The sequence below is a fragment of the Actinosynnema sp. NPDC023587 genome (genome assembly GCF_040640215.1).
GTDB lineage: Bacteria > Actinomycetota > Actinomycetes > Mycobacteriales > Pseudonocardiaceae > Actinosynnema.
This window is the reverse complement of record NZ_JBFABG010000009.1, coordinates 305,122-324,441: the sequence shown is the minus strand read 5'-3', so window position 1 is coordinate 324,441 and position 19,320 is coordinate 305,122. Positions and strand designations below refer to the sequence as shown.

15 protein-coding genes are annotated in these 19,320 nt (G+C 73.6%); 4 read left to right on the top strand and 11 right to left on the bottom strand.

Annotated elements, in window-relative coordinates; all coding sequences use genetic code 11:
• Positions 1 to 140: 140 nt before the first annotated feature.
• The 10 genes from AB0G01_RS24260 to AB0G01_RS24215 all read right to left on the bottom strand — a co-directional run bounded on the left by AB0G01_RS24260 (position 141) and on the right by AB0G01_RS24215 (position 14,934).
• Entirely contained in the window at positions 141 to 1,703 is a 1,563-nt protein-coding gene (locus tag AB0G01_RS24260) for a tryptophan halogenase family protein (RefSeq protein ID WP_360949177.1), read from the bottom strand.
• A gap of 913 nt (positions 1,704 to 2,616) precedes the next feature.
• The gene (locus AB0G01_RS24255; protein ID WP_360949175.1) at positions 2,617 to 3,033 is read right to left on the bottom strand and encodes a hypothetical protein; all 417 of its coding nucleotides are present in this window, start codon (positions 3,031 to 3,033) and stop codon (positions 2,617 to 2,619) included.
• 161 nt (positions 3,034 to 3,194) lie between these two features.
• Positions 3,195 to 4,769, bottom strand: coding sequence for a hypothetical protein (locus AB0G01_RS24250; RefSeq protein ID WP_360949173.1), 1,575 nt, complete (start codon positions 4,767 to 4,769; stop codon positions 3,195 to 3,197).
• Between the two features lie 60 nt (positions 4,770 to 4,829).
• Positions 4,830 to 5,633: an RNA polymerase sigma factor gene (locus tag AB0G01_RS24245; protein WP_360949171.1), complete on the bottom strand. Its 804-nt coding sequence runs from the start codon at positions 5,631 to 5,633 to the stop codon at positions 4,830 to 4,832.
• Positions 5,634 to 5,735: 102 nt separating this feature from the next.
• Positions 5,736 to 6,446, bottom strand: coding sequence for a TetR/AcrR family transcriptional regulator (locus AB0G01_RS24240; RefSeq protein ID WP_360949169.1), 711 nt, complete (start codon positions 6,444 to 6,446; stop codon positions 5,736 to 5,738).
• A 75-nt stretch (positions 6,447 to 6,521) separates the two neighbouring features.
• Complete coding sequence (locus AB0G01_RS24235) at positions 6,522 to 9,515, bottom strand: amidohydrolase family protein (protein WP_360949167.1); 2,994 nt, start codon at positions 9,513 to 9,515, stop codon at positions 6,522 to 6,524.
• Between the two features lie 63 nt (positions 9,516 to 9,578).
• Positions 9,579 to 11,153 carry a PQQ-binding-like beta-propeller repeat protein gene (locus tag AB0G01_RS24230; protein ID WP_360949187.1) on the bottom strand — a complete coding sequence of 525 codons (1,575 nt, stop codon included), beginning with the start codon at positions 11,151 to 11,153 and terminating at the stop codon, positions 9,579 to 9,581.
• Positions 11,154 to 11,254: 101 nt separating this feature from the next.
• Positions 11,255 to 12,274: an acetamidase/formamidase family protein gene (locus AB0G01_RS24225; RefSeq protein ID WP_360949164.1), complete on the bottom strand. Its 1,020-nt coding sequence runs from the start codon at positions 12,272 to 12,274 to the stop codon at positions 11,255 to 11,257.
• Complete coding sequence (locus tag AB0G01_RS24220; RefSeq protein WP_360949162.1) at positions 12,271 to 13,662, bottom strand: APC family permease; 1,392 nt, start codon at positions 13,660 to 13,662, stop codon at positions 12,271 to 12,273. The genes AB0G01_RS24225 and AB0G01_RS24220 overlap by 4 nt, the downstream gene beginning before the upstream one ends.
• A gap of 120 nt (positions 13,663 to 13,782) precedes the next feature.
• The gene (locus AB0G01_RS24215; protein ID WP_360949160.1) at positions 13,783 to 14,934 is read right to left on the bottom strand and encodes a substrate-binding domain-containing protein; all 1,152 of its coding nucleotides are present in this window, start codon (positions 14,932 to 14,934) and stop codon (positions 13,783 to 13,785) included.
• A 46-nt stretch (positions 14,935 to 14,980) separates the two neighbouring features.
• Between AB0G01_RS24215 and AB0G01_RS24210 the strand changes: the two genes are divergently transcribed.
• On the top strand, positions 14,981 to 15,400 hold the full coding sequence (locus AB0G01_RS24210; RefSeq protein WP_360949158.1) for a MarR family transcriptional regulator: 420 nt from the start codon (positions 14,981 to 14,983) through the stop codon (positions 15,398 to 15,400).
• A gap of 79 nt (positions 15,401 to 15,479) precedes the next feature.
• Here the strand turns inward: AB0G01_RS24210 and AB0G01_RS24205 are convergent, their stop codons facing one another.
• A complete protein-coding gene (locus AB0G01_RS24205) occupies positions 15,480 to 15,620 on the bottom strand; it encodes a hypothetical protein (RefSeq protein ID WP_360949156.1) in 141 nt (46 codons plus the stop codon).
• Positions 15,621 to 15,733: 113 nt separating this feature from the next.
• On the opposite strand from AB0G01_RS24205, the gene AB0G01_RS24200 reads away from it, so the two are divergent.
• The 3 genes from AB0G01_RS24200 (at position 15,734) to AB0G01_RS24190 (ending at position 19,078) form a co-directional block, all read left to right on the top strand.
• Positions 15,734 to 17,032 carry an MFS transporter gene (locus AB0G01_RS24200; RefSeq protein ID WP_360949185.1) on the top strand — a complete coding sequence of 433 codons (1,299 nt, stop codon included), beginning with the start codon at positions 15,734 to 15,736 and terminating at the stop codon, positions 17,030 to 17,032.
• Entirely contained in the window at positions 17,029 to 18,429 is a 1,401-nt protein-coding gene (locus tag AB0G01_RS24195) for an aminotransferase class V-fold PLP-dependent enzyme (protein ID WP_360949154.1), read from the top strand. Before AB0G01_RS24200 ends, AB0G01_RS24195 begins: the two co-directional genes overlap by 4 nt.
• A gap of 76 nt (positions 18,430 to 18,505) precedes the next feature.
• Positions 18,506 to 19,078 carry a hypothetical protein gene (locus tag AB0G01_RS24190; protein ID WP_360949152.1) on the top strand — a complete coding sequence of 191 codons (573 nt, stop codon included), beginning with the start codon at positions 18,506 to 18,508 and terminating at the stop codon, positions 19,076 to 19,078.
• Positions 19,079 to 19,320 lie beyond the last annotated feature (242 nt).

Below are 19,320 nucleotides of genomic sequence, written 5' to 3'. Positions count from 1 at the left end.
GGGGGGGGGGGGCCCGGCCGGGGGGGGCGGGGGGGCGGGGGGGGGGGGGGGGGGGCGCCGCCGCCCCCCCACGGCGGGGGTGTCGTGGTCACGACCCCCCCGGGGCGGCCCCGGTCGGCGGTCCGCCCGGGGCCGGCCGCTCAGTGCAGGCGGGCGTGGTAGTCGTACTGGCTGGGGAGCTGGTCGACCAGGTGCTGCGCCTTGTCCCGGATGGCCGCGAACTCCTTGCGCGCGGCGGTGTCGTCGGACAGGGCCAGCGCCGGCGACGGGCGCAACTGGATCGCGCCACCGCCGAGCAGGATGCACATGTACGAGTACGCCGGCAGCCCGTGGTAGTACGGGAAGATGTTCTCCGAGTCGGGGAGCTGGACCTTCCAGCGCTCCAGCCGCTCGGCCAGGCTGTCCGGGACGACCCGGGTCTTGGTGTCCTTCCAGTACTGGGTGTCCGCGCGCTTCGCGCTGAGGTAGTGCAGCACCAGGAACTCCCGGACGCCGTCCATCACGTTGGCGACGGCCGAGTTGTACATGTCGCGCTGCTTCGGGTGCCAGTCGGCGGCCGGGAAGAACTTCACGAGCTGCTCGATGGCGTGGTGGATGAAGAAGATCCCGGTGGACTCCAGCGGTTCCACGAAGCCGCTGGACAGGCCGATCGCGACGCAGTTGTTCGACCACGACTCGCGGCTGCGGCCGATCCGCATCCGGATGTGGTTGGCCTCGACGTGCTCGGCCTCCGGTCCGACGAACGCGCGCAACGTCCGCTCGGCCTCCTCGGGCGAGCAGTAGTCCTTGGCGTAGACGTAGCCGGTGCCGATCCGGCCGAACAGCGGGATGGTCCAGATCCAGCCGGCCTCCTGCGCGGTCGACGTGGTGCACGGCCGCAACCCGCGCTCCTGCATGTTCAGCGGCACCTGGAGCGCCACCGCGCTGTCGTTGGGCAGGGTGTCCTGGTAGGACTCGAACGGGACGCCGAGCGCCTTGTTGATCAGCACCCCGCGGAACCCGGTGCAGTCCACGAACAGGTCGCCGTGCAGCTCGCCGTGCTCCTTGGTGACGACGTGGTCGATCCACCCGCGCTCGTCCAGCCGGACGTCCTGGACCTCGTCGACGATGTGCCGCACGCCCCGGTCCACCGAGTACTTGTTGAGGTACTTGGCCAGCAGCGCGGCTTCGAAGTGGTACGCGTAGGGGAACTGGGTCTTGCCCTGGTGCTCGGACATGGTAAGCCCGACGGGTTCCGCCGCGCCCTCGACGAAGTCCTGCTCCAGCAGCCGGCCGTCCAGGTGGCGGGGGCTGCGGCCGGCGTCGCAGATCGACGCCATGACGAAGCAGTCCTTGTCGAACCGGTCGGTCAGGCCGTTCTGGAGCCACCAGTCGGTGAGCGGGAAGCCGTCGACCGACCGCATCTGCTCGAACGGGTGGTAGAAGTGGTGCCCCGGCTCGCGCCAGTCCTCGAACCGGACGGCCAGCTTGTAGGTGGCGTTGCAGGCCGGCATCCAGTCCTCCTCCTTGAGGTCGAGGAACTGGAAGAAGTGCCGGATGTCGCTGAACGTCGCCTCGCCGACCCCGATGGTGCCGATCTGGCCGGACTCCACGAGGGTGACCGAGATCCGGTCGCCGAACGCCGCTTTGAGGTACGAGGCGGTCATCCAGCCCGCGGTTCCCCCGCCCACGATGACCACGTGCTCCGGGTTCTTGGTGCTCATCCCTATCCTCTCCCCTGTGACCTGGACCGGCCCGCGGACACCGGCCCGGCCGGACCGCCCGCGCCCTGCGCGCGGACGGCGGTGAAGCGAGTGCGCGCGGAGGGTCGTGCCGGATGTTCTCCGGTACTGGCGGGGTTCGCGCCGAGCCCCACCTCCGAGCTGTTCGGCACCACTGCCCGACCGGCCTGTCGAGACCGCTCGGACACCGCGCCGCCCGGACGAGAACGGGCGGTTCGGCTGCCCACACCCCCGGCCGGTGCCCGCCGGGCGGTGCGGTGCTCCGGCGTCACCGCGGTCGGCGGCGGTGCCGGAGCCCTTTCCTGATCACTTCGGTCTGCGCGAACAGGCCGACCGAAGCCTGGTCGGAGGGATGTCACGAGGTTCCGGCCACGCCGCGCCGCCATTTCTCGCCCGGTATTCCAGCGGCACCCCCGCAGAGATATACACGCCGGACCGGGCCCGCTCAACCTGTTCAGAGCAAACCGGAATGGGTACCGCAAAGGTCCGCCAATGCGCGCCGACCGGCGACCCGGAGAAGGGTTGACAGCGGGTCGGGAATGTGCGCGGGGCCGGATCGGCGGCGCGGAAAACGATGCTCCGGGCAGATCCCCCCGAATGGCCGCTTGCCCCGGCGGCGTCGACGCCCACCTGCGCGGACGCGGGGGCGGGCGAGCCGGAACCGGCCTCCGGACGGGCCGGTTCGACTCGGCGCACCAGTCGGGTCGCCGAGCCGCTATTCCACCCTGGCGACACCGCGGATATAGATCTTCAGTAGGAGATTCCGATATCTTGTCGGCAGCTCCCGGAAAACGGCCCGAGCCTTTTCACCGGGGCCGGCGGCGAGTCTCGACGTGGCGCGGGAGGAGAATGGCCGGACCGCCGGGCGGCACCTTCACCGGTGGCGCGCGCCGTTCTAGAGCCAGTCCGCTTCGATCCCCCGGGCGCGCAGCGCCTCCAGCGCCTCCTCGTTGCCCGTGTAGAACAGGGTCATCGACTTCAGGTTGGGGAAGTGCCGCAGGTCGGCGAACTCGTCGACGTCGAAGAGCCCGTCCTCGCCGTCCCAGTTCGGCGCGATTTCGAGGTAGATCTCGTTGCCGCCGTCCATCTCGATCGCGGTGATCTTCTCCGCGAGCTCGACCGGGACGTCGAGCGCCTCGAAGTGGGCCAGGGCCTCGGGCACCGCTTCGACGCTCCCGCCGTCGTAGGTGAAGCCCTGCTCGGCGGCGTACTCGCCCAGGTCGAACTTCGGCAGGAGGTCCTGGTTGTACATCAGCTCCTGGACGACGGCGAGCTTGAAGTTGATGTCGGTGAACGGAATCGACTGGGTCATGCCCGCACCATATAGACCACGGTGACACCCCATATAGACCACGGTGACACCGCCATCCGCGAAGTCGGCCCTTCCTCGGCCCACGCGGCGGCCGGGGTGGTGGCGGTGGCCCGTCCCACCACCGTGACCAGGCGTTTTCCGGCATCCCGGCCGACCGGTGCTCACCCCGGGACCTGCCCGTGCCAGGCCTGGCGGTACTCGGCGGCGGTGCGCTCGGCGAGCCGGCGCAGCGCGGCCACCGGATCGTCCTCCGGCGCGTCCGCCACCGCCACCGCGAGGGCCGCCGGGTCGGACCGGTGCGGGTGGACGACCGAGCACGCCTCCGCGTCGTAGCCGTCCAGCACGGCGACCAGGTCGGCCAGGCGCGCCGCCGCCGCCGCGCCGGTCGGTTCCGGGGGCGGCGCGGCGAGGGACGCGGCCACCCGCGCGCGGTGCCGCTCGGCGAGCGCGGGCACCGTCGCGAGCACCTCCCGGCGGGCCTGTGCCACGGAGTCGGGTTCGGCGCGCCGCAACGCCCGGACGAGGTCGTCCCGCCGGTCGCGCAGGTCGTCGGTCAGCGACCGGACCGGCGGGGCGAAGTCGGGCAGGCAGTGGCCCACGGCCGTGAAGTCCGCCGGCGCGGTGGCGCGCAGGCGGTCCACCGCGTCGACCAGGTAGGCGCGGAACCCGGCGGTCGCGGCGGTCCACTCCGCTTGGTCCGTCACGCCGTGGTGGGCGGCGAGCGCGGCCAGCGCGCCGTCGGCGGCCTCCGCGCCGAGCGGCTGTGCCGCCAGGGCCCGGGTGAACGCGTCGAAGTCCCGCCGCCGGTGTCGGGCGGGCGGTTCGCGGGGCAGCCGGCCCTGGTCGGCGATCCACCGCCACGCCTGGCGGGCGGCGGTGAACACGGGCAGGGTGAACAGCTTCCCGTTGTCCTCCCGCCACGCGCGGACGTCGGCGGCGTCGTCCCGGCCGAACGCGGAGCGCGCCGCCGCGAGCGCCGCCGCGCCGTCCGGGGTGAGCAGGCGGCGCAGCGCGGTGTCCCCGGTCAGCCGGCCGAGCACGCGGCGCACCACCCGGCGGTCGTCGGACCCGGCGAGTTCGTCCGCGGCGGCGGCCATCCGCCGCCCGGCGGCGGCGACGACGTCGAGCTCCCGCAACCGGTCCCGGCACGCGGACAGCTCCGTCGTCAACTCCGGTGGCAGACCCGACCGGTCCGCCAGGACGGCCCCCAGGTCGTCGGGCGGTGCGGCGCACAGCGATTCGAGCCTGGGCGACGACTCCCGCGCGGCCCGCGCACGGCCGGCCCACTCCCGCGCCGCGCGCGAGGAACCCGACAGTTCCGCGATCAGCCGGTGCGCCTCGTGCTCCACGGCCGTCCACCGCGCCACCAGCCCTTCGTTGGCCCGGTGGTACTCGTCGATCCAGCCCGTGAGCACCCGGTGCACCTCGGCGGCGTCACGCCCCTCGAAGGGCACCACGCGCACGTCGGCGTCGGTGACGACCACGAGGCACGGCACGTGCTCGTCGACACCCGGAGGTGCGGCGGACGCGGGTTGCCCGGCGAGGAAGGCGAACCGGAACGGCCCCTTCGAACGGGCGGCCAGGTCGTCGCCCCACCGGTCCGCGAACTCCCGGCACACCGCCGAGTCGTCGCCCGCCACGAGCACGCTCCAGCCGAGCCGCTCGGTGATCGACCGCACGTTCCCGGCCGGCCGCAGCGGTCGCCGGCGCACCGCGCCGGGAGTGGAGGACCCCATCGGCCGACCTTCGCAATCGAGGTCGGGCGCTGTCAAGGAGCACCGGCCGGGCGCACCGGCCTACCCCGTGGGCCGCAACCGGGGTGGCGTCTCCGGCACCCGGATGGTGTTCAACGACGCCAGTTCGTCGGCGAGGTCGCGACAACCCCGGCACCTGCCCAGGTGTTCGTCCACAATGGATCTTCGCCGGGGGCGCAGGGCGCGCCGCGCCCACGTGCCGAGCTCGCCCACCACGGGTGCGCACCCCGGCGGGAAGGGGCGAGGGGTGACGTGGGCGTCGAGGTACGCGGCCCGCAACGCCTCGCGGGCGCGGTGGGCGCGCGAGGAGACGGCGTTGGGCGAGATGTCCAGCAGCGGCGCGGCGTGGGCCGGCGACATGCCCAGGACCTCGGTGTAGAGCAGGACCTGGCGGGCGGAGGCCGGCAGCCGCTCGAACGCGCGGATCGCGAGGCTGCGTTCGAGCGCCCCCTCGACGGCCCGCTCCTGGTAGGGCCGGGGGTCGACGCGGGTGTGCGCGGCCTCGTCCGCCGCCGGGTCCCCGGTCAGCAACTCCTGCGCCTCGCGGCGCTTGCGGGCCAGCGCGGTGCGGGTGATCGTGGTCAGCAGGTAGGCGCGGAACGACCGGGTCGGGCCGCCGCCCGCCAGCAGGACCTCCAGCACGCGCAGGAAACCCTCGGCCACCACCTCGTCGGCCTCGGCCGCGCAGCGCGGCACCAGGTGGCGGGCCCTGGCGCGGGCGACCGCCACGTGCCGTTCGTAGAGGGGGCTGAACGCCTGCGCGGTACCGGCCCGCACCAGCGCCATCAGCCCGTCGTCGCTCGCCGCCGAGTAGTGCCCTCGCGCGACAGCTCCCGATCCGGTCACGAGTCAGCCTCGCAGATGAGCGGTACACCAAAGTAAGGGTTACATCAACGTACCAGCAAGGATGCGCAGAGTGCCAACCCGACTGCCCAGAGTGAGATCGCCTCAGTCCGCCGACCCCTCCGGTACCGGCAGCCGGGGCAGCACCAGGTCGGGGTCGAGCACGACCCCCTCGGCGCGCAGCACGTCGTCCACCACGCCCCACACCCAGTCCGACAACCGCTCCACGAGCTGCGCCCGGTCCAGTCCGCCGGGCTCGGCCGACCACCGCGCCGTCGCCGACTCGACCATGCCCACCAGGCCGAACGCCAACGGGTCCGCGACCCGCGCCCCCACCCCGAGCACGGCCAGGTAGCCGCCGATCAGGTCGCGCAGCAGACCGCCGAGCCGGGCCCGGATGTCCACCGCCCACACCCGCCGGTCCGGGCCCGCCTCCACCGAGCGGGACACGACGTAGTGGTACAGCGAGACGTTGTCGGTCATCCACGTCACGAACGTGCGCACGACCCGGGTGATGATCTCGCGCGCGCTGCCGGCGGGCCGGGTCAGCACCGGGACCATCTCGGCGACGACCAGCTCGGAGATCCGGCGGCCGACCGCGCCGTACACGTCGTCGGCGTCGGCGAAGTGGCGGTAGAGCCGGGGCCGGGAGATCCCGGCGCGCTCGGCGATCCGCTCCGTGGACACCCAGGGCCCGTGCTCGCCGATGGCCTCCAGCGCGGCGGTCACGATCTCCGCGCGCCGCTTGTCCCGCTGCCCCGCCCACCGGGTGGCCCGTCCGTCCACGGGCTTGTCCTGTCCGCCACCGTCCGCCACGGGGCTACACGGTAACGACCGACCGCGCCGACGGCCCGAGGCCCGCCGGCGCACCGGCGGGCCTCGGGTGCGCGATCACCGCGCGACGAGACCGGCGAACGGTTCCACCAGGTCGTCCACAGTGGACAGCCGGCCGTTCTTCATCACCATCCGGACGTCCGCCAGCGCGGCCAGGTCGCGGGAGGCGTCGCCACCGGTGAACACCAGGTCGGCCAGCTTGCCCTCCTCGACGCTGCCCAGGTCCCGCTCGACGCCGAGCTGCCGCGCGGACAGCAGGGTCGCGCCCTGCAACGCCCGGAACGGGTCGACGCCGTACTTGCCCATCGCCCGCAGGTTCAGGTGCAGGCTGATCGCCATGGTGTCCAGCGGCGCGTCGGTGCCCGCGAGCACCGTCCCGCCGGCGGCCAGCAACCGGGTGACCACGCCGACCTCGCGGCGGGCCTGCTCGGCGGTGCCGTCGAGGAACCCGCACGGCCCGAGCCCCTGCGCGCACAGCACCTTCGCGTGCAGGGTCTGCCGCTCCTGGGGCGTGTAGAGCGCGCGCACCCTGGGGTCGTCCTCCATCCCGGGGTCGTCGGCGAGCATCGAACCGGAGCTGAACAGCGTGGAGCTGAACGGCATCCCGCCGCGCGCCGCGAGCTGGACGACGTCCTCGTACACCCCGGCGGCCGACGAGTCGCGGGCGAACCCGAAACCCCACTTGGACGGCCCGGCCAGGTGCTCCTTCATGTCCACGCCGTGCGCGATGCCCGGGTACAGGTAGTGCGAGGTGGTCGGGACGCCCAGGTCGTGCGCCCGGCCGGTGACCCGCGCCTGCCAGTCGAACGGGAACCGCTCGTAGGTCTTGACCAGGTCGTAGTCGAGTTCCCGGACCCGGGAGAGCTCCAGGCCGAGCTGGCGCTCGCCGCGCACCGGCCGGGCGAACTCCCAGCCGACCCGCGAGCCTTCGAGCATCTCGCCGGTCATGAAGAACCGGGGGCCGGTGCGCGCGCCCGCGTCCAGCGCCTCGCGGTCCTCCAGCGCCCGGTACACCGGGTCGCCGGTCGACCGGGTGGTGGTGATGCCGTAGGACAGCAGGAGCCGGCCCAGCCGGTCGCCGACGTACTTCGCCCGCAACTCCTGGTGGACGTGCATGTCGACCAGGCCCGGCGTCACGGTCAGCGCGCTCGCGTCGACGTACTCCCAGCCCGCCAGGGACCGGTCCGGCCGGTGCGGTTCGACGCTCCTGATCCGGTTGCCCACCACGACGATGTCGACGTCGGTGCGCGGCGCGGCGTTCTTGCCGTCCCACAGCCGGCCGGCCCGGATCACCACCCGGCTGTCCGGCTTGTCGCGGGTGTAGGTGAGCCCGACGGGTACCTCCGTCGGCCTGCCGCCCGCCGCCGGGACCTTCTTCAGCCGGCCGTTGTTGAGGTAGAGCAGGGTGTCGCCGGGTCCCCAGGTCGGCGCGTCGCTCGCCTCGCGGGTGACCTGCCGGGCCGGGCCGGTCGGCGTGCCGGACGGGTCGACCGGCAGGACGTGGATCGTGCTGTCCAGGGAGAAGGCCAGCGCCCGGCCGTCCGGCGACCACACCGGGCCGTCGTCGCCACGGGTGGACAGCGACGCGTACGGCCCCGGCTCGACGGTCCTCGTGGTGCCCGAGGCGAGGTCGGCGAGCAGGATCTGGTTGCGGTCCGCCGCCGACACCGCCATCGCCAGGGTGCGGCCGTCCGGCGACCAGCTCGGCCGGCCGGGCGCGTTGAGCGGGCCCAGCACGCGGGTCGTCGCGCCGGTGGCGGTGTCCAGGGTGAAGGTCTGGGCGTCCTGGTCCTGGAACGCCACCGCCTGGCCGTCCGGCGACCAGGTCGGGGCGATCTCCGCGCCGGGCGACGACGTCAGCCGCTGCTCCCGGCCCGTGGCCACCTCCAGCGCGTACAGGTCCATGGTGCCCGCTTTGTCCGACGCGTAGGCGATCCGCGCGCCGTCGCGCGTCCACGCGGGGTCGGACTCGTGGAAGGCGTCGCGGGTGATCTTCCTCGGGGTGCCGCCCACCGGCAGCAGCCACAGGTCGTTGAGCGCCTTGAACGCCACCGATCCGCCGTCCGGGGACAGCGCCGGAGCGGCGATGCCGCGCACCGGGCGTGGCCGCCGGCTGTCGAAGTCGTAGGTCTTGCGCTCGTAGCGGTCGCGCCGGAGCTGGAAGGTCGCGGTGAACGGGATCTCGCGGGACGCCCCGGTGCTCGCCCGGGTCACCGCGATGTGGCCGTCGGCACCGTAGACGAGCTCGTCGGCGTCGCGCCAGCGCGGCGGGAACGGGAACACGTCGCGGTACTCGCCGACCTGGCGGACCGCGCCGTTCTCCGCGACCTGGAGGGTGCGCCCGGTCTGGCCGCCGCGCAGGAACGCGAGCCGCCGGCCGTCCGGCGACCAGGAGGGCGCGCCGACGAACCCCGGCGCGGCCGGCACGACCGTGCGCACGGCACCGCTCGCCAGGTCGACGCTCTCCACGGTGGTGCCCTGGACGTAGGCCAGGGAGCGCCCGTCCGGGTGCCAGGTCGGGTGGGTCTCGGCGGTGGCCGCCGAGGTGATCCGGGTCAGCGCGCCGGAGCGCACGTCCACCGTCCAGACGTCCTCGGTGCCCTGCCGGTCGGAGGTGAACGCGATCCTCGTGCCGTCCGGGGACCACGCCGGGTACAGGTCGTCGTGCTCGCCTCGGGTGACCTGGCGGGCGTCGGTGCCGTCCGCCGCGACGGTTTGGATGTGGAACATGCCGTCGACGAACGACTGGAGGGCCAGCCGGCGGCCGTCCGGCGAGAACGACGGCCAGTACGGGTCGAGGAAGTCCGCGCCGATCGGCGTGGCCGCGCCGCCCTGCGGCGGCACCGAGAAGAGTTGTCCCTGGAGGTCCACGACGAGGCTGCCGTCACGCGGCGACACGGCCACCGCGAGGTTGGTGCCCTCGCTGACGGTGACCGCGACGGTGCGCGGCCGGGCTTCGGCGACCCCGGTGGCGGGTGAGGTGGCGGACGAGGTGGCGAGCAGGCAGGCCAGCGCCACGACGCCGGACCGGCGGTGGTGCGCAGTACGCATGTCAGAGACTCCTTGCGCGGTCGCGCTCCCCGCGCCGGGGCTCCGGCGCGGGGAGCGGCGAGGTCAGAGACCGAACGCGAGCAGGACGTTGCCGTGATCACCCGGGTACGAGGGCCAGTAGCCGGACTGGACGTAGAGCATCCCGTTGGCGACCACCGCGCCGCCGTTGCCGGAGATCGCGCTGCCGCGCCCGGTCAGGCCGTTGACGCCGGCGAAGTCGCGGATCGTGTCGAACTCCCACCGCACCTTGCCGGTGGTGGAGTCGTAGATCCGCATCTTGCCGTCGACGCTGCCCTCGTAGACCAGGCCGGGACTGGTGGTGACGGCCGGCGTGTGCGCCCGCATGCAGACCGTCGGGTGCTCGGCCGCGCCGCCGGTGGTGCAGCCGTTCTCCGGGTTGGGCGTCTGCCAGAGCACGTCGCCGTCGCCGGGGTCGAGCGCGAACACCGAGCCCGGGTTGCCCCAGTTCGTCGCCGTGTACAGCCGCTTGCCGTCGAAGCTGCTGCCCCACTGGATGCCGCTCAGCCCGCCGCCGGGCATCGGCGCGGAGAGCTGCCGCCGCCACTGCACGGCCCCGGTGCGCGCGTCGAAGGTGTGGAAGACGCCGCTCTTCTGGCCCACGCCGACGTACGTGCGCCCGTCGTGCCGGAACAGGGTGGGTGTCGCGCCGATGTCGTAGTCCAGCGCGGTGCCGTCCTTCTGCCCCGGGCAGTAGCCCTCGTTGTCCGGGAAGCCGCACAGCAGCCGCCAGGTGTCCGCCTGGGTCACCTTCTGCTTCCACCTGACCCCGCCGGTGCGGGCGTCGAGCGCGAGCAGGCTGTCGAAGTCGCCGGTGGTGCCGGAGTACAGGTTGCCGGTGCCGACGTAGAGCGTGTTGGTGCGCTCGTCGACGACCGGCGAGCTCCACACGCCCGCGCCGGACGGCTCGTAGCGGGTCGCGCCGCTGGGCCACGTGCCGACCGCCTGCGGTTCCGGCGTGGTGAAGTAGCGCCAGACCAGGTCCCCGGTCTCGGCGTCGATCGAGTCCACGTGACCGCGGAAGGTGCAGCACGGGTAGGCGCGGTCGGGGTTGACGTTCTCGCCGCTGGACGCGCCGACGTAGATCCGGCCGTCGTGGTAGAGCGGGGAGCTGGTGTGCATCCCGGCCGCGTGCGGTTCGGTGTCCTTGGACCACACGAGCCGCCCGGTCCGCTGGTCCAGCGCGTACAGCCGTCCGCCGTTGTCGCCGAAGTACACCTTGCCGCGGGCCACGGCCGGCCCGTCGATCACCACGCTCCCCGCGCTCACCGTCGCCAGGTCGAACGTCCAGCGGCCCGCACCGGTCCTGGCGTCCAGCGCGTGGAATTTGCCGTCCGGACTGCCGAAGAAGATCCCGCCGTTCACCACGGCGGGCTGGCTCTTCGCCGGGAACCCGTTCTTCGGATAAGCGAAAGCCCACTTGAGCTCCAGCTTCCCGACACTCCACGGGGCAATCCGGCGCTCTGCCGCGTTGAACCGCGAACCCGACTTGTCGCCCTGCCAGCTCGGCCAGTCACCGGACCGGTGACCGGTGGTGTTCCCGCTGGCGGAAGCCACGCCGCCGACGAGCAGCGCGACCACGCCGAGCACTGCCGCGAGGCGGTGTTTCACCTTGACCACAGGCACGTCCACTCCTCTAGGTGGGCGGCCTGGAACTCAACGTAGCGGGTACCTCCGAATTTATCTTGCGCCGAACAAACCAATACGCGAAACGAGACGAGCTAACCCCGTTCGGACAGGTAGCGGGCAGCCGCGGCGCGCAGGCGCGAATGCACCCCGTCAAATACCACAGCACCCGAGAGAATGTCCTTGGGCAGTTTCGCCAACATCGTGTAGTTGGTGTCCACGACGTTCCCGGCGGGAGCCAGCCCGACCTGGCTGACCAATTGGTACGCGTCCAGCGCCGCGAGCCCGAGCAGCTCGCCGGTCCACCCGACGAGGTCGTGCTGGCTGATCCGGAAGGCGTCCTCCAGCGGGCGGGCCGAGCCGGTGGACATCAGGTGGGTGTCGCTCTCCAGCCGGGGCCACGGGGTCGCCGCGCCCTTGATCAGGTCGACCACCACGACGGTGGACATGGCCGCCTCCACGGCGGTGCCGCAGACCTCGCCCTCGCCCTGCCGGCAGTGGCCGTCGCCGATCGAGATCAGCGCGCCGGGCACGTTCACGCCGAAGTAGGCCGTGGTGCCGGTGCGCATCTCGGGGGTGTCCAGGTTGCCGCCGTGCGCGCCCGGCGTGATGCTCATGATCACCTCGCCGGCGGCGGGGGCGACGCCGACCGTGCCGTGCATCGGGTCCAGCGGGAGTTCGACCTGGAAGTCGCTCGACCGGGCGTGGAACCGGACCACGCCGCGCTCGACGTCCACGTCGTACACCCAGACGCGTTCGGGCAGGGCGTCGTGCAGCATGGCCGTGGTGTGCGTCGTGGTCAGCGCGCCGAAGTGCGGGAAGGTCGTGGACACCGCCCAGTCACGGGTCGGCCGGATCTCCGCGAAGTGCACCGCCACGGTGTCGCCGGGCTCCGCGCCCTCGACCGCGATCGGCCCGGTGACCGGGTTGAGGTAGGGGAACTCGCAGACCTGGCTGGGCAGGTCGTCCACCCCGCGCACCGCGCCGCCGAAGCAGTCCTCCGTGCTCAGCTCCACGACGGTGCCCGGCTTGACGGTCAGCAGCGGCGCGCGCCCGCCGAACGCGTACCCCAGGTCGGCTCGTTCCGGGTGCAGCCGGACGACCTCGATGCTCACTTGCCCTCCTCGTCGCCGGCGATGCCGGCCAGTTCCGGCCTGCGGCCCGCCACGAGCAGGCCGATCAGGATCACCGCGCCGACGCCGAGCCAGACGAACCCGACGGTCTGCGCGGCCACCTTCGCGTTGACCACCACGTAGGCCAGGATGCCGAACCCGATGGCGGGTGCGATCAGGTGCTTCCACCAGTTCCGGCTGCGCCGCCGGATCACGTAGTGCGCGACGACGGACACGTGCAGCACCAGGAACGCGGTCATCGCGCCGAAGTTCACCAAGGAGCTGAGCAGCGTGATGCCGTCCTCGCGGGACTGCATGTACAGGCCCAGGACCAGGGACACGCCGGCCACCAGGAGGGTGGCGTTGACCGGGACGCGGCGGGTCGGGTGGATCTTCGCCAGGAACTTCGGCAGTTGCCGGTCGCGCGCCATCGCGAACAGCAGCCGGGAGGTGGCCGCCTGCGCCACCAGCGAGTTGGCGAAACCCCAGGACACGGCGGTGGCGGCGGCGGTGAGGGTGGCCAGCCAGCCGCCGCCCGCGACGGCGGCGGCGTCGTAGAAGGCGGTGCCGCCCGCGTCGCCGTCGGCCAGCAGGGCCGCCGGGTCGGGCACGAGCAGGGCGGCCACCCAGGTCTGGGTGATGAACAGCAGGCCGGTGACCACGAGCGCGGCCACCATGGACCGGCCGATGGCGCGGGCCGAGTCGCGGTTCTCCTCGGCCAGCGTGGAGATGCCGTCGAAGCCCAGGAAGCTGAGCACCGCGATGGACACCGCGCCGAACACCAGCGGCCAGGAGAAGGTGGCGCTGTTGAACAGCGGCTCGAAGCTGAACCCGCGCCCCTTGCCCTGGGTCAGCGCGACGACGCCGATCACCAGGAACACCGCGAGGATGATCAGTTGGGCGACCAGCATGACCCGGTTGACCTTGGCGGTCATCTCGATGCCGAGGTAGTTGACCGCGGTGTTGAGCAGCACGAACGCGATCAGCCAGAGCCAGATCGGGACGGCGGGCACCAGCGAGTTCATCGCCACGCCCGCGATCAGGTAGAGCAGGCCGGGCACCAGCACGTAGTCCAGCAGGATCATCCAGCCGGCCAGGAAGCCCACCGGCGGGCCGATGCCGCGCCCCGCGTAGGTGTAGACCGAGCCGGCGATCGGGAACGCCTTGGACATCTGGGCGTAGGAGCCGGCGGTGAACAGCATGGCGAGCATGCCGATGGCGTAGGCCAGCGCGACCATGCCGCCGGAGCCCTGGAACACGCTGCCGAAGATGCCGAACGGGGCGATCGGCACCATGAAGATCAACCCGTAGACCAGCAGGTCCTTGAACCCGAGGGAGCGCCGCAGCTCCTGGGTGTAGCCGTAGCGTTCGAGGCCCGGATCTTGCGCCATGCGTCCTCCTGCCGTGCGGTGGTGCGGCGAGCCTAGACACGTTCCTTCCATTTGGAAAGATTCCGTCTGGAAGGAGTTTCCGGGGTGGCCACCGCACCGTGACCCCCGGTCCGCGCGAGGTCACCGGAGGTGGCGCACCGGTCTCAGGGGCGCGATCACGGTGAGGTCCAGCCCGTCCGCGCGGGCCAGGAACCCGCCGGGTCGGGGCGGCCCGGACGGCGCACCCGCCCACGCGCCCCGCTCGGTCGACGCCAGGAGCGCGGCCGTGCCCGTCCGGGCGTCCCGGGCGGTCAGCCGCCCGGTCCGGGCGAGCGCGGCGGCCAGGTGCACGCCGTCGTAACAGCCCTCGGCGTAGGCGTCGAGCACCGCGGCCCGGCCGCCGAACAGCGCGCGGTGCCGTTCCGCCAGCGCCACCCGCCGTTCGTCGCCCTGCCCGGCGAACGACCGCATGGCCGCGTACAGCTCCCCCGTGTCGTCACCGCCGGCGGCCAGCAGCCCGTTCTCCTCCAGCGAGCCCGACAGCCGCACCACCCGGCCGACCAGCGGCGACGCCGTGAACACCCGGTTGAACAGCGCCAGGTCCCGGCCCACCAGGCTGAGCAGCACCGCATCCGCCCGGACCCGGGCCAGCGCGGCGACGATCCCCTCCGCGACGATCCCCTCCGCGTCGATCCCCGGCCCGGGGAACGGCGTCAACCGGGTCGCCACCACCTCCGCGCCCAGCCCGCGCACGATCCCCGCCGCCGCCCGGTGCACCGCGCGCGGCCAGATGTAGTCGCTGCCGACCAGCGCCCACCGCCGCAGCCGGCGGTGCGCCACCAGCCACCGCACGGCGGGCGCGAGCTGACGGCCCGGCGAGTCGCCCAGCAGCACCACGCCCGGCTGCCGCGAACCGCCCTCGTGCGGCGGGGTGAACACGTACGGCACCCGCCCGCCGAGCGCGGCCTCCAACGCCCGGTGCACGTCGCTGGTGTGGAACCCGACGAACGCGTCCACCAGCCCGACCAGCTCGGACGCCTCCCGCGCGACCTCGTCCGGCCGCCGGCCGGCGTCCACCAGCACCAGCTCCACCGCCCGGCCCGCGACCCCGCCCGCCGCGTTCAGCTCGGTGGCCGCCAGCGACGCGGCGAGCAGCCCGGACGGGCCGGTCATGCCGAGCGCGCCGGACAGCGGCAGCAGCAGGCCGATCCGCAGCGCGCCCGGGTCCGGCCCGGCCACCGCCACGTCCAGGCGGTCGCGCAGCACCGCCCGCACGACCGGCGAAGACTCCACGCGGGTCAGTATGCTCGCCGACGAGGCCCCCGGTGAAAGGCTCGTCATGCCTGATCAGCAGCACACCCGCCGCGCGGACCTGGTCGACCTGCTGACCCGCACCCAGCGCGCGTTCGTCCGGGACCTCGGCGCGGTGCTGGAGGAGGAAGGCGCGACCGTCGACCAGTGGCGGGTGCTGCGCGCCCTGGCCGCCGAGGAGCGGTCGATGGGCGAGCTGGCCGCCGCGCTGGAGATCCCGCACCCCACGCTGACCCGGATCGTGGACGGCCTGGTCGACTCGGCGCTGCTGTACCGCTCGCAGTCGGGCGAGGACCGCCGCAAGGTCTCCGTGCACGTCTCGGAACTGGGCCACGCCCGGCTGGAGCGGCTGGAGGCGCTGGCCGCCGCGCACGAGCGGGCGCTGGCCGCGCGGCTCGGCCCGGAGACCGTCGCGAACCTCGCCGACCTGCTCCGCGACCTGCTCTGACGGTACGGCGTCGAGGACCGGTCCACGTCGACCGCCGGCCGGGTCGCCCGGTACAGGTGGCCGTCGGCGCGGCGGACGGTCAGTCGCCGTCGGACCTGCTGTCGGCCTCGTCCAGGACGGGCAGCGGGGTGGTGGCCGCCTCCACCGCCGCCTCCGCGTCCTCCACCAGTTCCGGTCCGCCCCACTGGCGGTCGGTCGCGCCCATGCTGTGCTTGCCCATCGTCGAGCTCCCCTCGAAGTTCGCCGGCTTGGTACCCGTTCGGCGGGCGGTTCACACCTGCCGTGGAATCGCTGCTGGGCCCGGCCGCCGAGAAGTGCGAAGATTGCCGGCCCATGCCGCAGATCACCGCACGGGTCCGCGCCGGCTACGCGACGGGCTCCTTCGTCACCGGCGCGTTCGGCACCGTGCCCGGACTGCTCCTGCTGCCGTACCTCACCGACCGGCTGGCCGTGCCCGCCGCCGTCGCCGGGCTGCTGGTGCTCGCGCCGAAGGCGTGGGACGTGCTCTTCAACCCCGTCGCGGGCCGGATCAGCGACCGCGCCGGCGTGCGCCGGCCGTTCCTGCTGCACGGCGGGATCGCGGTGGCGGTGTTGTTCGCGCTGCTGTTCGCCGGACCGTCCACCGGCGCGCTCGCGGCCGGGTACGTCGCCCTGGTGTTCCTGTTGTGCGCGACGGCTTACGCGTTCTTCCAGGTGCCTTACGTCGCGATGGCGGCCGAGATCACCGAGGACTACGACGAGCGCACCCGGTTGATGGCGTGGCGGATGGCGTTCCTCGCCTCGGCGATCCTGGTCAGCGGCGCGGGCGCGCCCGCCGTGCGGGACCTGGCGGGCGGCTACCGGGCGGTGGGCGTCGCGGTCGGCGCGCTGATCCTGGTGGGCACGGTGGCCACCGTCGTCGGGACGCGCGGCGTGCCGGTGTCCCGGCGGGCGACGTCGACCGCCACGCCCCGGGAACTGCTGGCCGCGGTGCGCGGGTCGCGGCCGTTCCGGCTGCTGCTGGCGGTGTTCGTGGTGCAGGCGGTCGGGCTGGGCACGATGTTGGCGGGCGTGGACTACTTCGCCCGGCTGGTGCTCGGCGACCAGGGCCTCCAGACCTGGTTGTTCGTCGGGTTCGTCGGACCGGCGCTGGTGGTGATGCCGCTGTGGCAGCGGATCGGCCGGCGGCACGGCAAGCGGACCGGCCTGGTCACGGCGTCGCTGCTGTTCACGGCGGCGGTGGCGGGCCTGGGGCTGTCCCGCGCGCTGCCGGTGGCGGCCGTGCTCGCGCTGATGGCGGTGGTCGGCGTCGGGTACGCCGGGATGCAGGTGTTCCCGCTGTCCATGCTGCCGGACGTGATCACCGCGCAGGAACGCCGGGACGGCACCACCCGTGCCGGGCTGTTCGCCGGCGTGTGGACGGCCGGCGAAACGCTCGGCCTCGCGCTCGGGCCCGGCGTGTACGGGGTGGTGCTCGCCCTCGGCGGCTACACGGCCGGCACCGACGGCGCGGCCGGCCAGTCCCCCGGTGCGGTGCTCGCCGCGCTGCTCGGGTTCACCGCGATACCGGCCGTGCTGGCGGTCGTCGCCCTGCCCCTGCTGCCCGGAGGATCACGCGTGCCCGACGAACCGGAACCCGAGGAGATCGCATGACCGCGCCCGACGACGTGCTGGCCGAGCTGCGGGCGTTGCGCGCCGGTGACCTGCCGACGCACGGCGGACGCACGCTGGCCTACGTCTACGACAGCGCGGTGCCCGGGTTGGACGACCTGGCGACCAGGGCCCACGCGCTGGCGTCCTCGGTCAACGGCCTCGACCCCACCGCGTTCCCGAGCCTGCTGCGCCTGGAGAACGACGTGGTGGCCACCGCCGCCCGGCTGCTCGGCGGCACGGCGGGGACGGTCGGCACGGTCACGTCCGGCGGCACCGAATCGTGCCTGCTGGCCGTGCTCGCCGCGCGGGAGTCGCGGCCGGAGGTGGCGCACCCGTCGATGGTGCTGCCCGAGACCGCGCACGCCGCGTTCCACAAGGCCGCGCACTACTTCGGCGTGCGGGTGGTCGCGGTGCCGGTGGACCCGGAGACGTTCCGCGCCGACCCCGCCGCGATGGCCTCGGCCATCACCGACGACACCGTGCTGGTCGTGGTCAGCACACCCTCCTACGCGCACGGCGTGATCGACCCGGTCGCGCCGATCGCCGCCGCCGCGAGTCGACGCGGGGTGCGGTGCCACGTGGACGCGTGCATCGGCGGGTGGGTTCTCCCGCACGCCGACGTCGAGCCGTTCGACTTCTCCGTGCCGGGTGTCACGAGCATCTCGGTCGACCTGCACAAGTACGCCTACTGCCCCAAGGGGACTTCGGTCCTGCTGCACGCGAACGCCGACCTGCGCCGTGGGCACTACTTCGCGAGCGCGGACTGGCCCGGCTACACGATGCTGAACCCGACCACCCAGTCCACCCGCTCCGGCGGCCCGCTCGCCGCCGCGTGGGCCGTGCTGCGGCACGTCGGCGACGAGGGCTACCGCGACCTCGCGCACCGGGCGCTGGCCAGTGCCCGGCTGATCCGGGACGGCGTCGGCGGGATCGACGGCCTGCGCGTGCTCGGCACGCCCGAGTCCACCCTGATCGCGGTGACCGCGACCGGCGCGGACTTCGACGTGTTCACCGTGGCCGACGAGATGCGCGCCCGGAACTGGTACGTGCAGCCCCAGTTCGCCCACCGCTCGTCGCCCGCGAACCTGCACCTGACGGTGACCGCGGCGAACGCGGGCAACGAGCCCGAGCTCCTCGCCGACCTGCGGGCGTCGGTGACGGCCGCGATCGCCGCCGGGCCCGTGGCGGTCGCGCCGGAGGTGGCCGCCGCGATCGGCGCGCTGGACCCGGGTTCCCTGACGCCGCAGGAGTTCGCCGGGCTGCTCGCGGCGGCGGGGCTGGGCGGCGGTGGCGTGCTGCCGGAGCGGATGGCGTCGGTCAACGCGTTGCTGGCCGCCGCGCCGCCGATTTTGCGCGAACGCCTCCTGGTGGAGTTCCTCGGCGTGCTCTACTCCTGACGTCCTCTGTGGACGGACGCGCGCCTACCCGACAACGGACTTGCGCCGGGTCGCCGCCGGTTGCGAGGGTGCCCGCATGGCGAACTGGCGGGTGTTGTTGGTGGGGGGCGCGTCGGGCAGCGGCAAGAGCTCGTTGGCCTACCCCGTGGCGCGGGCGCGCGGGGCGGCCCTGGTCGAGGTGGACGACCTCGTGGTCGCGTCGCAGGCCCTCACCACCCCCGCGCAGCAGCCCGCGCTGCACCGCTGGCGGACCGGCTCCCCCGACGGGCTGTCCAGCGAAGAGGTCACCGCGGCGCAGGTGGCGCTGGCGCGGGCGGTCGAACCGGCGCTGGCGGCGGTGATCACCAACCACCGGGAAACGGACCTGCCGCTGGTGCTGGAGGGCGACTACCTGCTGCCCGCGTTCTGCGCCGGGTGGACCGGCGGGGACGTGCGGTCGGTGTTCGTGCACGAGCCGGACGCCGGTCTGCTCGAACGCAACTACGCGAGCCGGGAACCCGACGCGGGCGCGCAGCGCAAGCGGGCCGAGGACAGCGCGCACTACGGCGACTGGCTCGCGGCCGAGGCGCGACGGCACGGGCTGCCCGTCATCACCGCCCGGCCGTGGGCGGACGCGGTGCAGCGGCTGGAATCGGCCGTCGCGGGCTGAACAGCGGACCGGTGGTCCTCGGGGGTCGACGCCGCCCGCGCACCCCGCCGAGCTCGGCCCCGCCCCCGTCGAGGCGTTCGGGTCCGCGCCGACCGGGAGCCCGGTGGACCGGCTCGTCGGGCTGGTCGTCCGGGCGAGCCGACCGGCGTATCCTGGCGCTCGGAGCAGCGACTCGCGCGGCCGGGTGACCGACAGCGACCCCGTGGTGACCACGACGGTGTGCCGGGTGGCGGCGTTGTCGC

Excerpts from the sequence above, each read along its gene's own strand:
- AB0G01_RS24260 (WP_360949177.1), bottom strand. The coding sequence starts at position 1,703 with ATGAGCACCAAGAACCCGGAGCACGTGGTCATCGTGGGCGGGGGAACC.
- AB0G01_RS24255 (WP_360949175.1), bottom strand. The coding sequence starts at position 3,033 with ATGACCCAGTCGATTCCGTTCACCGACATCAACTTCAAGCTCGCCGTC.
- AB0G01_RS24250 (WP_360949173.1), bottom strand. The coding sequence starts at position 4,769 with ATGGGGTCCTCCACTCCCGGCGCGGTGCGCCGGCGACCGCTGCGGCCG.
- AB0G01_RS24235 (WP_360949167.1), bottom strand. The coding sequence starts at position 9,515 with ATGCGTACTGCGCACCACCGCCGGTCCGGCGTCGTGGCGCTGGCCTGC.
- AB0G01_RS24220 (WP_360949162.1), bottom strand. The coding sequence starts at position 13,662 with ATGGCGCAAGATCCGGGCCTCGAACGCTACGGCTACACCCAGGAGCTG.
- AB0G01_RS24210 (WP_360949158.1), top strand. The coding sequence starts at position 14,981 with ATGCCTGATCAGCAGCACACCCGCCGCGCGGACCTGGTCGACCTGCTG.
- AB0G01_RS24205 (WP_360949156.1), bottom strand. The coding sequence starts at position 15,620 with ATGGGCAAGCACAGCATGGGCGCGACCGACCGCCAGTGGGGCGGACCG.
- AB0G01_RS24200 (WP_360949185.1), top strand. The coding sequence starts at position 15,734 with ATGCCGCAGATCACCGCACGGGTCCGCGCCGGCTACGCGACGGGCTCC.
- AB0G01_RS24195 (WP_360949154.1), top strand. The coding sequence starts at position 17,029 with ATGACCGCGCCCGACGACGTGCTGGCCGAGCTGCGGGCGTTGCGCGCC.
- AB0G01_RS24190 (WP_360949152.1), top strand. The coding sequence starts at position 18,506 with ATGGCGAACTGGCGGGTGTTGTTGGTGGGGGGCGCGTCGGGCAGCGGC.